This window comes from Cytobacillus oceanisediminis 2691 (assembly GCF_000294775.2).
GTDB classification, from domain to species: Bacteria; Bacillota; Bacilli; order Bacillales; family Cytobacillaceae; genus Cytobacillus; species Cytobacillus pseudoceanisediminis.
The window spans coordinates 5078167-5091877 of the sequence record NZ_CP015506.1 but is presented as its reverse complement, the minus strand read 5'-3'; the positions used below and the strand labels follow the sequence as shown (position 1 = coordinate 5091877).

General features: G+C 43.3%; 11 protein-coding genes. All 11 read left to right on the top strand.

Annotated elements, in window-relative coordinates; genetic code table 11:
* Positions 1-240: 240 nt before the first annotated feature.
* The 11 genes from A361_RS25405 to A361_RS25355 all read left to right on the top strand — a co-directional run bounded on the left by A361_RS25405 (position 241) and on the right by A361_RS25355 (position 13708).
* Positions 241-1788: an AbgT family transporter gene (locus A361_RS25405; protein WP_019380684.1), complete on the top strand. Its 1548-nt coding sequence runs from the start codon at positions 241-243 to the stop codon at positions 1786-1788.
* Between the two features lie 20 nt (positions 1789-1808).
* Entirely contained in the window at positions 1809-3083 is a 1275-nt protein-coding gene (locus A361_RS25400; protein ID WP_019380685.1) for a M20 family metallo-hydrolase, read from the top strand.
* A 63-nt stretch (positions 3084-3146) separates the two neighbouring features.
* Complete coding sequence (locus A361_RS25395; RefSeq protein WP_019380686.1) at positions 3147-4385, top strand: M20 family metallo-hydrolase; 1239 nt, start codon at positions 3147-3149, stop codon at positions 4383-4385.
* A 21-nt stretch (positions 4386-4406) separates the two neighbouring features.
* Positions 4407-5717: a hypothetical protein gene (locus A361_RS25390; protein WP_019380687.1), complete on the top strand. Its 1311-nt coding sequence runs from the start codon at positions 4407-4409 to the stop codon at positions 5715-5717.
* Between the two features lie 605 nt (positions 5718-6322).
* Positions 6323-7801 carry an extracellular solute-binding protein gene (locus A361_RS25385; RefSeq protein WP_019380688.1) on the top strand — a complete coding sequence of 493 codons (1479 nt, stop codon included), beginning with the start codon at positions 6323-6325 and terminating at the stop codon, positions 7799-7801.
* A gap of 69 nt (positions 7802-7870) precedes the next feature.
* Positions 7871-8863, top strand: coding sequence for an ADP-ribosylglycohydrolase family protein (locus A361_RS25380; RefSeq protein WP_019380689.1), 993 nt, complete (start codon positions 7871-7873; stop codon positions 8861-8863).
* Complete coding sequence (locus A361_RS25375; RefSeq protein WP_019380690.1) at positions 8863-9903, top strand: ADP-ribosylglycohydrolase family protein; 1041 nt, start codon at positions 8863-8865, stop codon at positions 9901-9903. Before A361_RS25380 ends, A361_RS25375 begins: the two co-directional genes overlap by 1 nt.
* A gap of 314 nt (positions 9904-10217) precedes the next feature.
* The gene (locus A361_RS25370; protein WP_019380691.1) at positions 10218-11576 is read left to right on the top strand and encodes an acyclic terpene utilization AtuA family protein; all 1359 of its coding nucleotides are present in this window, start codon (positions 10218-10220) and stop codon (positions 11574-11576) included.
* 12 nt (positions 11577-11588) lie between these two features.
* Positions 11589-11900 carry a DUF4387 domain-containing protein gene (locus A361_RS25365; RefSeq protein ID WP_019380692.1) on the top strand — a complete coding sequence of 104 codons (312 nt, stop codon included), beginning with the start codon at positions 11589-11591 and terminating at the stop codon, positions 11898-11900.
* A 10-nt stretch (positions 11901-11910) separates the two neighbouring features.
* A complete protein-coding gene (gene rbsK / locus A361_RS25360; RefSeq protein WP_019380693.1) occupies positions 11911-12837 on the top strand; it encodes a ribokinase in 927 nt (308 codons plus the stop codon).
* Positions 12809-13708, top strand: coding sequence for an ABC transporter permease (locus tag A361_RS25355; RefSeq protein ID WP_019380694.1), 900 nt, complete (start codon positions 12809-12811; stop codon positions 13706-13708). The genes rbsK and A361_RS25355 overlap by 29 nt, the downstream gene beginning before the upstream one ends.
* The last annotated feature ends 3 nt before the right edge of the window (positions 13709-13711 follow it).

The following is a 13711-nucleotide window of genomic DNA, read 5'->3' as shown; positions in this document are numbered from 1 at the left end:
GTCCGAACTTAGCGCCACTTCGGACAGAAGAAGCGGAAAACAGGGAGAGTGAGTCCGAATATAGCGCTACTTCGGACAGAAGAAGCGGAAAACAGGGAGAGTGAGTCCGAACTTAGCGCCACTTCGGACAATAGAAGCAGAAATCGGGAACAGCAAGTCCCAACCTGGCCGCCGCAGCGGAAAGCATCGTCTACACTCAAAATTAAGAAAATACAAAAAACAGAAAAGCGAGGGGAGTATATGAAAACAGAAAAACAAGGAAAGAAAGTGGTAACAGAAAATAAAAAAACAGGGATTGCCCAGAGATTCCTCAACGGAGTCGAGAAGGTCGGCAACAAGCTCCCGGATCCATTTATATTATTTGCCGGGCTCGCAGTGCTAGTCATTATTGTTTCAGCAATCTTTAGCGCCTTTGGTGCTACTGTTGTCCATCCCGGATCTGGAGAGGAGCTGGAAGTTAAGAACCTGGCATCTGCAGAAGGCCTGAATTTCATCCTGACATCCATGCTTGATAACTTCACCGGGTTCGCTCCGCTTGGCCTGGTTCTGTCCATGATGCTCGGGATCGGTCTTGCTGAGAAGGTCGGCATGCTGGATTATGCCATTAAGAAAACGATTTTAAAATCACCGCCAGCATTAATCACGTATACAGTTGTGTTTGTCGGTATTATGGGGAATATCGCTTCAGATGCTGCGATGGTTCTGGTGCCGCCGCTTGCTGCAATGGTTTTCTATAAAATCGGCCGTAACCCGATTGCCGGTTTGGCTGCAGGATATGCATCAGCGGGTGCCGGGTTTACCGCAAACCTGCTGATTGCGGGAACGGACGCACTTTTGGCAGGGATTTCAACAGAAGCTGCCAAGATTATAGACGAGAATATTGTCGTTACGCCAATTGATAACTGGTATTTTAATATTGTTTCTGTATTTGTTTTAACCATTGTCGGCGGACTTGTTACGACGAAATTCATTGAACCGCGTCTTGGAGAATATAAAGGCGATGAGGTAAAGGAAGCTATTGCTGAAGATCCGCCTAATGCCGGCAAGGCTTTGCGGAATGCAGCCATTGCCGGGTTTGCCTATATTGCCCTTATTGTGGGAACGATCCTTATACCAAACAGCCCGTTAACCAATGAAGATGGCGGACTTGTTCCATCTCCATTCCTGGATGGCATTATTCCAATTATTCTGTTCTTCTTCATCATTATTGGTACTGTATATGGTATTACGGTTGGAAACATTAAGAGCAGTAAAGATGTTGCCAACTTTATGGCTGAATCGATGAAGGATATGGCGTCCTATATTGTCTTAATCTTCGCAATCGCCCAATTCATCGCATACTTCAGCTGGTCCAATATCGCTACATGGGTAGCGGTAAATGGGGCAGAATTCCTGAAGGACGTGGAGTTCACCGGAATCGGATTGATTATTGGCTACATCATTTTTACAGCTTCCTTGAACTTCCTGATCACTTCGGGTTCAGCAAAGTGGGCGCTTGAAGCACCTGTGTTTGTGCCAATGTTTATGCAGCTTGGCTATCACCCTGCATTCACGCAAGTGGCATACCGTGTAGCAGATTCATCTACGAATATCGTGACACCGATGATGCCATATATGGTTATCGCCCTGTCGTTTATGCAGAAGTATGATAAAAAAGCGGGAATTGGAACATTCATTTCATTAATGCTTCCGTACTCGGTTACGTTCCTGATCACGTGGATCATTATGCTTTTAGTGTTCGTCTTCTTTGGAATCCCGTTTGGTCCGGGAATCGGTCCTTATCTATAAGAATAGGATGTGGTTAAAAAGTGAGTAATCTTGAAAATCAATTAAAAGAGTGGCGGCGTGATTTTCACCGCTATCCAGAGGGAGGATTCCTGGAAATGCGGACAGCCTCCATTGTCGCGTCGATCCTGGATGACCTTGGATTCCAGCTGGAAATGGGCAGGAAGGTAATGGCAGCTGATTATTTTATGGGGAAGCCGAATCAAGAGGAAACAGCCGCACATTATCGATGGGCTCTCGAAAACGGTGCGAAAAAAGAATATATCGAAGCTTTTACAGACGGCTATACAGGCATTGTCGCAACAATGGATACTAAAAAGGATGGCCCGGTGATTGCATTCCGTGTTGATATGGATGCATTGCCGATCCATGAATCAGAGGCAGACAGCCATTTTCCGCAAAAAGAAGGATTCAGGTCTGCAGTTCCAAACACCATGCATGCCTGCGGACACGATGCACATACAACCATCGGGCTTGGCCTGGCAAGCTTAATTGCTGAAAATAAAGACAGCCTTAAGGGGAAAATCAAATTGATTTTTCAGCCTGCCGAGGAAGGCACCCGCGGGGCTCGTTCGATGTCCGAAGCAGGAGTTGTCGATGATGTGGATTATTTAATTGCCTCACATGTCGGTACAGGAGTTCCAGATGGACATTTTGTGGCATCAAAAAACGGATTCCTGGCTACGTCAAAACTTGATGTAACGTTTAAAGGAGTATCTTCCCATGCAGGCGGAAATCCGGAAGAGGGTAAAAACGCTTTGCTCGCCGCCGCTTCTGCTGCCCTGAATATTTACGCTATTCCGCGTCATTCAGAAGGGGCAACCCGCATCAACGTGGGTGAAATGCATGCAGGCTCAGGCCGAAATATCATCGCAGATAAAGCTGTGCTGAAGATAGAAACACGCGGGGAAACGACAAAAATTAACGAATATGTCAAAGCCCAGGCCGAAGCTGTTATCGCAGGATCAGCCCAAATGTATGGCGTAGAATACGAGATTCGTACTGTGGGCGAGGCCATTAGTGCTCAAGGTTCAAAAGAGCTGGCATCCGTCTTGCATGCCTGTGCACAAGAAGCTTCCTATATAAAAGAAAGTATTCTTGAAGATAATTCACCTGCGGGCTCAGAGGATGCAACCTTCTTCATGGAGCGTGTTCAGCAAAATGGAGGTCAGGCCACATACTGCATTTTCGGTACAGAACTGGCGGCAGGCCATCATAACGAAAAGTTTGATATTAATGAGGGCACAATGCTAAATGCCGTCCGGCTGCTGTTTGAATCTATAAAAAAATTAAATTAAGAAATGGATGAGGCAGAGCAATCTGCCTCATTTTCTTCATGAGATCAGGGAGGAGTGTTGAAGGTGAAAGAATGGTTGGATAAGCAACTGAAAGCGTTAAATTTAACAGACAGCATGGTCCAGGCGGAAGGGTTCTGCCGATTAGGCTACACGGAAGAAGAATGGCGGGCCATTGATGTATTTGTTTCCATTGCAGAGGATATGGGGTTGAAGGTTCGAAGAGATGAAGCGGGGAATGCGATTGCCCGCTGGGAAGCTAAAGATTCCTCACCTGCTGTTGCAGTAGGTTCTCATGTGGATACGGTCAAAGGCGGAGGTGGCTATGATGGAGTGGCCGGTGTTCTATGCGGCCTGGCTGCCGTAAAGAAATTGAAAGAAGAGGGATTCGAACCTGCTTCACCCATTGAAGTCATTTGTTTTGCATCGGAGGAATCATCCCGTTTTGGCGTATCAACCATTGGCAGCAAGGCTATGAGCGGCCTGCTTAATAAGAGCGAAGTGGAAGATGTAACGGATGAGGATGGCATCACCATCCGTCAGGCAGTCGAGGGCATGGGTTTGTCGTGGGAAGCTATTGAAAAGGCTGAACGGCCGGAGTCAGCTCTAAAAAGTTTTATTGAGCTTCACATAGAGCAGGGGACCAGAATTGAAGATGCCGGTGCAGACTTTGGAGCAGTGACGGCAGTTGCCTGCCCAATCCGTTTAAAGGTAATCATCAATGGACAGATGGGGCACACAGGAACGACGCCGATGGGCAAACGAAAGGATGCCTTTGTAGCGGCTGCACCTCTCGTTTCATTCATATCAGAGACAGCTCTTTCTTTATCGGCTTCCAATGCGGTGCCGATTGTAGCGACAGCAAGCACCTTTGAACTAAAGCCGAACGCCATGAATGTGATTCCCGGAACGGTTGAGCTTGGAGTCGATATCCGCAGTGTGGAAGATTCGCTGAAAAAAGAAATGGAGGAGCTCATCCGAGAAAAATGTCTTCAGCTTTCTGAATCTTTTGGTGTTAAAATAGAAGTAAAAACGCTTGTTCATAATCCATCCGTTCAGCTGGATGAGGCAGTGATGCGAAAATTACAGCAATCAGGTGAAACTTTAGGATACAAAGCCTTGGTGCTTGAAAGCGGTGCTGGCCATGATGTCATGAATATGGCGGCCAAATGGCCTTCAGGGCTTTTATTCATTCCCTGCAAAAATGGGCTCAGCCACCATCCTGAGGAGTTTGCCTCTATTGAAGATCTGAGAATGGGAACAGAGATTATCGCTCAATATTTAAAAAATGAAACAAGCATATAAAGAAGAAGCAGGTGGAAAAGAATGAAGATTCGCGTTGGGGTAGTGGGGCCGGGAGACTCCGTTGGACACATTCTTGCCTTATCGCGTGAATACAGCGAGCTTGAGATGATTCCATACATTTATAAGGAAACAAAAGAAACGGAAAAGATTATCAGGGAACATAAAACGGAAATCGATTTATGGTTTTTCTCCGGACAGGCTCCTTATTATTACGCGCGTTCAAAAGGGCTGATCGGAGAAGAAAACGCGCATTATCCCCCACTATATGGCTCCAGCCTTCTGGGAACACTCCTTGAAGCGCATATCAGGGAAGGCGGATTTCAGCAGGCAAGCCTGGACACCATTCAGGAATCGGAGCTTGATATACTAAAGAATACATACTTTTTAGGGGACTTAAACATCCATACTTTTTCCTACAATGAATACGAGCCGGCAGAGGAAATAATCCGTTTTCATAAGAAGCTTTTTGAGGAAGGGAAGACGGAGGTCGCATTGACTTGTGTCCAGGAGGTCCATGACCGGCTGAGGGAACAGGGAATCCCATGCTACCGGGTGGTCCCTTCCCCTGTCGCCATTAAACTTGTACTCCGCTACCTAAGGGAAAGAGGCCAGTCCAATTGGTATAAGCGCTCCCAGATAGCGATTATGGGAATGGAAGTCGTTCACTCTGCAAGCTCACTGGAAGAGCAGCATTTCACCTATGAAATGAAGCGGCATGAGCTGGAAATCAAGCAGGTCATGCTTGATTATGCGGAAAAAGTCCAAGGCTCCTTTGTGCAGATCGGGGATGGTCTATTCTTTATTTATACAACCCGGGGCGAAATGGAAATGCATTTTCAGGAAGCCTCCATGTACTCTCTAATAGAAGAAGCGAAAATCCACAGCAAGCTGAAGGTGAGAATCGGTGTCGGCTACGGGCTGACAGCATATGATGCAGAGCAAAATGTCCGGCTCGCCCTCCAATATGCCCGGGATCAGAAAGCTTCGCCTGTGGTTAGTGTCGATGAAACCAAACAAATTAAGGAACACCTTTCTGAATGCGGCGAAGAGGCGGTTTCTTACCAGCACCGCATTTGGGGAGAGGAATGGGAAGAACGCTTTAAGGGCGCCAAAATCAATCCGGCAATCGTATCCAAAATCGAATACCTATCAAGGCACTATCAAAAAAATATTGTCACTGCGCAGGAAGTCTCAAGATGGCTGAAAAACACAGAACGCAATTCGAGGAGGATTATGGCGGAGCTCGAACGGCTGGGGCTTGCCAAAGTGACGGGTGAAGAACAGCCTGGGCAGCGCGGGCGGCCGCGGAAGGTTTATGAGTTGAAGCTATAGGCTCCCCGTTTTAAGATTAAACAAGAAATCGTGCGAATCGAAAATGATTGACTTTCAGTAAGATTCCCCCTAATCTCCAGAGTATCTTCTGGGTAATGGGGGACTTTGATTTTTTTGGGAAAAGGGAAGTGGAGAAATATCATACGTTTTATTGAATTTTGTTAAAACAAGAGGAATAGCAAGAACCTTCAATATCCCCTGCACCTAAATCCTATACTTCCGCTCCAGCCTAAATCAAAAGCAAATGGTCAACCCCAAGTTGCTGTCCAGAATTTCGCGTCGACAGAGCAAAAAGATTTCCAGAGTAATTTGAATTTTTAGTTGTTGACTTTAAATCTACTTTCAATTATTCTAGAAGGGAATATAATATGTAACCGGTTACATAAGGATACACAAAGGTTGGTTGTCACGCTTCAACATAATCATCTAATTCAGAATTGTTAGTAACAACCTTTTATAGTCATTTATGTAACCGGTTCCACATCATTGTGATTCTGGTTATCTTTTATACTATCAATCTCCTAATATGATGAATGGCAAGGGGGGAGTAATCATTCATCGATTCAATTAGAATATGAAAAAATAACTTTTTAGGGGGAAAAGTGATGAAGAAATCTCTTTTAGCCATATTAAGCCTCATTTTGGTTTTAGGTTTACTGGCGGCTTGTACGAACAAAGAAGAAGCAGGTCAGGAAGATAAAAAAGAAAAAGGGGGAGCGACAACAATCCGTGTGGTAATGAAGGACGATAACAGCTCTAACCCTGTTTCAGAAAAATATTACGATGCGATTGAAAAAGGACTCCTTGAAGATGAAAATATTAAAGTGAATTTTGAATTAGTCGACCTCCCGCAAGGTAACTATGCTGAGAAGTTAAACTTACTGCTCAATAGCGGCGATATTCCTGACATGATTTATTTCCAAGGCGGGGATCAAGCCATGGCAGAACAGGGTTTATTAGAGGATTTAAGACCATATATCAAGGAATCAAAGTATCTTAAGGATATCGTTCAGCCATTTAACGAAAAAAGACTTGAAAATTATCCGTATCTACTATGGATTAAACCACTTGCTCCTAAAGTTCCTGTCATTAGAGGAGACTGGTTTAACAAAATGGAAACTTCTAAAGCACTAATGGAAAATCCAACTGTGGACAATTACTATGCATTTTTCAAAGAATTAGTTGAAAAACAGCCAGGCGGCGATAAACCTAAATATGCCATTACAGTTGCCGGTGACATTGCAGAAATCGACTATATGTTTGATATGGCTTTTGGGATCGATAAAACCTGGCTGCAAAAAGAAGATGGCTCCTTTGAATACGCAAGAGTTTCAAAGCAGCAAAAAGAAAAGCTTGAATTCTATAATAAGCTATATAAAGAAGGACTTTTGGATCCTCAATACTTAACAAAGCAATGGGATACGAAAGAAAAAGCATTCTTTGATGGGGACGCTGCGATCATCCCTGGTACAGCTGGTAAGGTAATCGATATTTATGAAGGCAAAATGGTTCAAGTGAGCGGAGAAGAAGCTTCACTAGTCATGCTTCCGCCTGCGAAAGGCCAATCTCAAGGCTATGGAGCTACGGATGTTACAAAAGAATCAAGAGGTATTGCAGTCTCTGCTAATTCTGAGAACAAGGATCTTGTGTTTAAGATTCTAGATTATATGGCTAGCCCTGAAGGACAAATGATCGACCGTTTCGGATTCGAAGGTGATCATTATAACGTAGTGGATGGAAAACTTCAGCTTACTGATAAATATTACAGTGAATGGTTTGCTAGATTCTGGGAGCCAGCTGATTATACGCCGGCCACTCCAGTAGATGAAACTACACCATTATTAAGTGAGTCTGCGGAAAAATCACTTCAATCAGCAGAAGAGTTTTATGCAGAAGACAATAGCTTCATAATCCCGGAAGAATATGTAGCTAACTGGGATGCTATGCAAAACCTGTATATGGAATTTACAACGGACATCATTACTGGCAAGCGTCCAATCTCTGATTTCGATAAATTCGTTAAAGAGTGGAACGAAGCAGGCGGAGAACAGATTACAGAACTTGCAAATAAAAATTTAAGATAATACTAAAAAAATAGTGGAGACTCCGTTCTCCACTGTTTTTTAGGAAACTTTAGCATAGGGGGGACTCATTTGGATTTCGAACAATGGTATAAGCGTGTATATGGCTGTTTAATAGGATTATCAGTGGGTGACGCATTGGGAGCTCCAACCGAAGGCTTGGCTTTGGAAGAGATCCGGGAAAAATATGGTTGGATCAATGACTTTGTCAATGATGATCCAGTTGGAACAGATGATACCGAATACACAATGCTGACAGCAAAAATCATCTTAAAATATGGTAACAAATTAAACTATGAGGATATGACAAGAGAATGGACTAAATATCTTGTTTCTCAGGAAGGCGGCTTTAAAGGCGGCGGATTTAGTGAAGTAGAGGCTATCTTTAATCTTCGAAAGGGGCTGGCTGCCCCTGCCACAGGTGTCGATAATCATCAAATGTGGAGTGATGGGGTTGCCATGAGAATTTCTCCGATTGGTATTTATTGTGCAGGCAATCCGGAAGAAGCGGCCAGGTTAGCCGAGATTGAAGCAAGAGTCAGTCACGCTCGGGATGGAGTATATTGCGGTCAAGCTGTAGCGGCAAGCGTTGCTTATGCCATGACGGGAAACGATTGGCAAAAAGTAATTGAAACAGGGATGAACCACATACCTAAGGATTCCTGGACATATCGGAAAATCAGCGAGGCTGTAGAAATTGGCACAAAGTATACGAATGTTCAAGATGCTATGGAAGAGCTCTACAATAAGAACTCCATTTTCTACTATCCTTGGGCCGATATGGGACCGGAAGCTATTCCGCTCGCTTATGGTGTGTTTGCCGCAGCGAAGGGGGAGTATATTCCTGCTGTCCTTGGCGGAGTCAATATTGGAAGAGATTCTGATACAATTGCGGCTATGAATGGTGCAATGGCAGGAGCATTACATGGTGCTGACGCTGTACCAACTGATTGGCAGGACCGGATTAATATTATTCGCGGCCGCTGTGTTTTGGCTATGAAAGGGATAGATGTCCGTGATATTGCCAGAGATTTAACAAACGTAATCATAGGAGGAAAAGAGTAATGTCTCATGATAAAATTTACGGTTCCCTTCTTGGTATGGCAATGGGTGATTCGGTAGGCTTTGCAGCGATGTATCATAGATCTCTCGTACTTCCCCCTAAGAGGAGAAATCGTTTATGGAGCTTTAGCCAAATTACGGATCGGCATCGGATCAATAAAATTTCATTGCCCTTCACACATGCTATGAGCGAGGATATTTTAGATTATTGCGGAACGGATGATACGGAATTTGCAATCGTTGCAGCCCAAATGATATTAGATTGTGGAAATGAAATTACGGAAGAAAAATTACTTCATGGCTGGATGAATTATATAGTAGAAGCTGAGCAGGAAATATGGAGTGGAGTAAGTGAGAGAGCTTCTATTGAAAACATCAGAAAAGGAATCCTTCCCCCGGCATCTGGCAATGACAATCCACACCACTATGATGATGGCTCTGTTTCACGTGCGGTTCCAATAGGTCTTATCTATAAAAATCAGCCTGAAGAAGCTGCAAATATTGCACAAAAAATGGCTTCTATCACAAATGCTGAGGATGGTGTATATGCGGCCCAGGCGATGGCTGCCAGTATAGCTGTGGCTCTATCAGGTGCTTCCCCGCAAGAAATAGTGGAAGAAGGGCTAAAATACGTACCGGAGAATACCTGGATTCGCAGAAAAATGAATATTGCCCTAAATGTACTTGAAGAAACCCAAGGTGACGGATTTGCAGCCATACCGCTATGGCAAAAGCGAGTAGTCAATGCGGTATATAACTATGCAAATATTGCACCTGAAACACTCGCAGTAGCCTATGCCATTTTTCTAAGTATACAAGGAGACCTGCAAAAAGGAATTCAGCTGGCATCATTACTTCCGAAACAGTCCGATAGTATGCCTGCTATGGTAGGCGCTCTATCAGGAGCTTCTCAGGGAGCAAGTGCAGTCCCGGAAACTTGGAAAGTGGCATTAGATGAAATTAAAGGGATTTGTATTCCCAGTTTACAGGGGACATCACTGAAGGATATTGCTTCCAAGTTGGCCGGCTATGAAAATGCTTAACTTCTAAAAATGATTTTAAATATAGCTGCACGATTCATCCTAAGAAAGGGAAAAAAATAATCGTGCCAAGCTATCTTTAACAATAGCCATTGAGATCTTTGCGGTAGAAATCTAAACATTGAGATAATAATAGGTTGACAGGGACTGGCATCAAACGGTACCATAAGAATATATAACATGTAACCGGTTACATATCTTGGGGTCAAAGTTTGTCCTGTAAACTTATTTTTTTTAAGAAAATGTGTAACCGGTTACATGTCAAGCGTTTTATTGACCAGAAAACATACAAATAAAAGTTTAAAAGAGGTTATAACATGACTAGCAGTGATGTACGAATCGTTTCTCCGTGCGGAATATTAGGATATGGGTTTCCTGAAGAGTCTTTTAACAGGGCCTTTGAGTACAATCAAAAGGTTCATGGAATTGTTGTGGATGCAGGATCGACTGATGCAGGTCCGCATAAGCTTGGTGCAGGTGTCGCGATTGTGAGCCGTCGGGCAACCAAAAAGGATTTGGATATCATTATTAAAAATGGTGTTCCCCGTGACATTCCCATTGTTATAGGGTCTGCTGGCGGAGCCGGTGCCAAGCCGCATATTGAGTGGACGCTGGATATTATTAAAGAAATCCTGGCAGAACGCAGCTTAACAGCTAGAATTGCCGTGATTTGGTCCGACTTTACACAGGAGGAAATAATAAAAGCAAACCAGGAAGGCCGAATTAACCCTCTAACGCCAAACATTCCAGCTCTTACAGATGAAGTCATCCAAGAAACGAACAACATTGTTGCTCAGATGGGACACGAGCCCATTTTGGAAGCTCTTGAAAACGGAGCAGACATTGTTGTCTGTGGAAGAGCATATGATCCATCGCCATTTGCGGCAGTTGGAATTTACCACGGCAAAGATTCTGGTCTCGCTTACCATCTTGGCAAAATTTTAGAATGCGGGGCGCTATGTGCTGAACCAGGCACAACCAAGGATTGCATCGTTGGAACATTAAAGGAAGATTCCTTCACGGTTCAATCCTTGAATCCAATTCGCAAATGTTCGCCGATTAGTGTGAGTGCACATACTTTCTACGAAAAAGAACATCCATACATTTTACATGGGCCAGGCATTATCCTTGACCTTAGTCAATGTGAGTTCACACAAGTGAGTGACGGGGTTGTCGAGGTTAAGAATAGTAAACTGCTAAAAAATGATCAATATTTCATCAAGCTGGAAGGTGCACGAAAGGTTGCCTATAGAACCTTTGTTATCGCAGGTGTCCGTGACCCGATTTTAGTTGAGAATATTGAAGAAATTGAGGAGCTTGTGATGGAGCAGGTAAGGGATTATTACGAGGACATCCCGGAAGAAGATTATTCTATTCACTTCTATAATTATGGGAAAAATGGAGTGCTAGGTTCAAGAGAATGTGCACCATTCCATGGACATGAGATTGGTGTCATGTTTGAAGTGGTTGCCAAAACACAGGAACTTGCAAACAGTATTTGCTCGAGTGTAAGATCGACATTTCTCCACTATGGATATGAAAATCGGAAATCTACAGCTGGTAATTTAGCCTTTCCTTTTGCACCAAGTGATGTAGAGTTTGGACCTGTGTATGAGTTTTCTCTCTATCACCTAATGGAAATCACTGAAAGCCCATTTGTTATTGAGTATTTGTAAGGGGATGAAAACATGGCCGCTTTATTTGAACTAGCTAAAGTATTACGAAGTAAAAACGCAGGACCTTTCGAGCTGACATTCGATATTTTATTCGATTCCAAGGAAGTCTATGAGCGAGTCAAGAGTTCAGGAAAAATTAATGAACAAACGATTTGCGAGCTGTATAATCTCACATCGGAACAGATTGACCATCTCGTTTTCTATGATCAGGCACTTGGAATTAAGATTACGATTTTAAGAGATATCTCCTCTGGAACAGTAGGAGACCGGGATGTATATGGGGCACAGCAGCATGCACCGTTAATGAATATACTGATTGATTAGGATGATGAACATGCAGAGAATAGCCGTTGTTGGAAGTATCAATATGGATTATTTTATTGAAAGCGAGGTACTGCCTAAATTAGGAGAAACCGTACTGGGTGAGAATTTCTTTTTATCCATTGGCGGCAAGGGGGCCAATCAAGCTGTGGCAGCTGCCCGTCTTGGCGGTGATGTGTCCTTATTCGGATCGGTTGGTGATGATGAGAATAGTGATCTAATTATCAAAAAGCTGGAAAAGGAGAATATCAATCTTGTAAATCTCCAATCTGTAAAAGGATTGCCTACAGGAGCAGCGTTTATTGAGCTTTGTCAAAGCGAAAATCGCATCATTGTGGTACCAGGGGCAAATACACATACCAACGTTGACTATGTAAAAAAAACTGCAACAGAGCTTCTGAACTACGATGTGATTGTATTTCAGCTCGAGACACCGTTAGACATGATTGAGTATCTGGTTCCGCTCCTTTATGAACAAGGAAAAACGATTATTATCAACCCGGCGCCGGCACAAACACTCAGTCAAGAGCTGATTAACAAGGTGACCTATGTTACACCGAATGAACACGAGTACAAATTGGTGTTTAACACGAATGATTCAATGGAAGAGCTGCTTAAAAAGTATCCGAATAAATTAATCATTACATGCGGGTCAGAGGGAGTACGTTTCTTTGATGGAACAGAGATCAAATTAGTTCCTTCCATTAAGGTGATTCCAGTTGATACTACGGGAGCTGGAGATACCTTTTCAGGAGCTTTCGCAGTTGCCATTGCAGAAGGGAACTGTCTTGAAGACAGCATACGTTTTGGCAACATAGCAGCTGGGATATCGGTCACTAAAAAGGGTGCTCAAACGGGAATGCCCAAGCGGTATGATGTGACTCAATTTGTAAAGGAAAAGGAGTATAAAGATGAAAAAGGGCATACTGAAGCAAATTAAATCAAGCTGGGTCCTCTATCTTATGCTTTTTCCAGCCCTCCTTTATTTTTCGATCTTCCACGTCGTTCCATTAATCGGAATGAAGCTGGCATTTCAGGATTACCGGATTATCGGTGATAATGTTTGGGTCGGATGGAAGCATTTTAAGATCCTATTTAGCTCCCCAGCCTTTTTGGATGTATTAAAAAATACCATCATTATTAGCGTGATGAAGATTGTATTCTTCTTTCCAATTCCGATTATTTTATCATTATTGATCAATGAGGTAAGAGTCGGGAAGTTTAGAAAATATGTACAGTCAATCGTTTATCTTCCCCACTTTTTATCATGGGTCGTTATTGCGGGGATCTGGATCGCATTTCTGAATCCGGAAGATGGCGGAGTCAACGTGATTCGCAGCTTTTTCAACATGCCTTCCCTTGATTTTATGACAAGTAAGGACCATATCCGCTGGGTATTGGTATTCCAGGAAATATGGCGCAGTGCCGGATGGGATTCCATTATTTACTTGGCAGCCATACTAAAAATAAGTCCTTCTCTCTATGAAGCGGCCAAAATTGACGGAGCATCTAAAATACAGCAAATGAGATACATCACGCTGCCGTCTTTAACTTCAACAATCATGACAGTCTTTATTTTAAATCTGGGATTCTTCATGAATGCCGGTTTTGACCAGGTCTTTAATATGATGAACAATTCTGTCATTAGCGTAATCGACATTTTAGACACGTATGTGTATCGAATCGGTCTCTTAAACGGTCAATATGCTTATGCAACGGCAGCGAGCCTTTTCAAAGGTGTGATTGGGGTTATCTTAATCTTAAGTACGCATTTTATTTCAAAACGCTTTACCGGTAAAGGTGTTTGGTAGGAG

Excerpts from the sequence above, each read along its gene's own strand:
- A361_RS25365 (WP_019380692.1), top strand. The coding sequence starts at position 11,589 with ATGGCCGCTTTATTTGAACTAGCTAAAGTATTACGAAGTAAAAACGCA.
- A361_RS25405 (WP_019380684.1), top strand. The coding sequence starts at position 241 with ATGAAAACAGAAAAACAAGGAAAGAAAGTGGTAACAGAAAATAAAAAA.
- A361_RS25375 (WP_019380690.1), top strand. The coding sequence starts at position 8,863 with ATGTCTCATGATAAAATTTACGGTTCCCTTCTTGGTATGGCAATGGGT.
- A361_RS25385 (WP_019380688.1), top strand. The coding sequence starts at position 6,323 with ATGAAGAAATCTCTTTTAGCCATATTAAGCCTCATTTTGGTTTTAGGT.
- A361_RS25390 (WP_019380687.1), top strand. The coding sequence starts at position 4,407 with ATGAAGATTCGCGTTGGGGTAGTGGGGCCGGGAGACTCCGTTGGACAC.
- A361_RS25370 (WP_019380691.1), top strand. The coding sequence starts at position 10,218 with ATGACTAGCAGTGATGTACGAATCGTTTCTCCGTGCGGAATATTAGGA.
- rbsK (WP_019380693.1), top strand. The coding sequence starts at position 11,911 with ATGCAGAGAATAGCCGTTGTTGGAAGTATCAATATGGATTATTTTATT.
- A361_RS25355 (WP_019380694.1), top strand. The coding sequence starts at position 12,809 with ATGAAAAAGGGCATACTGAAGCAAATTAAATCAAGCTGGGTCCTCTAT.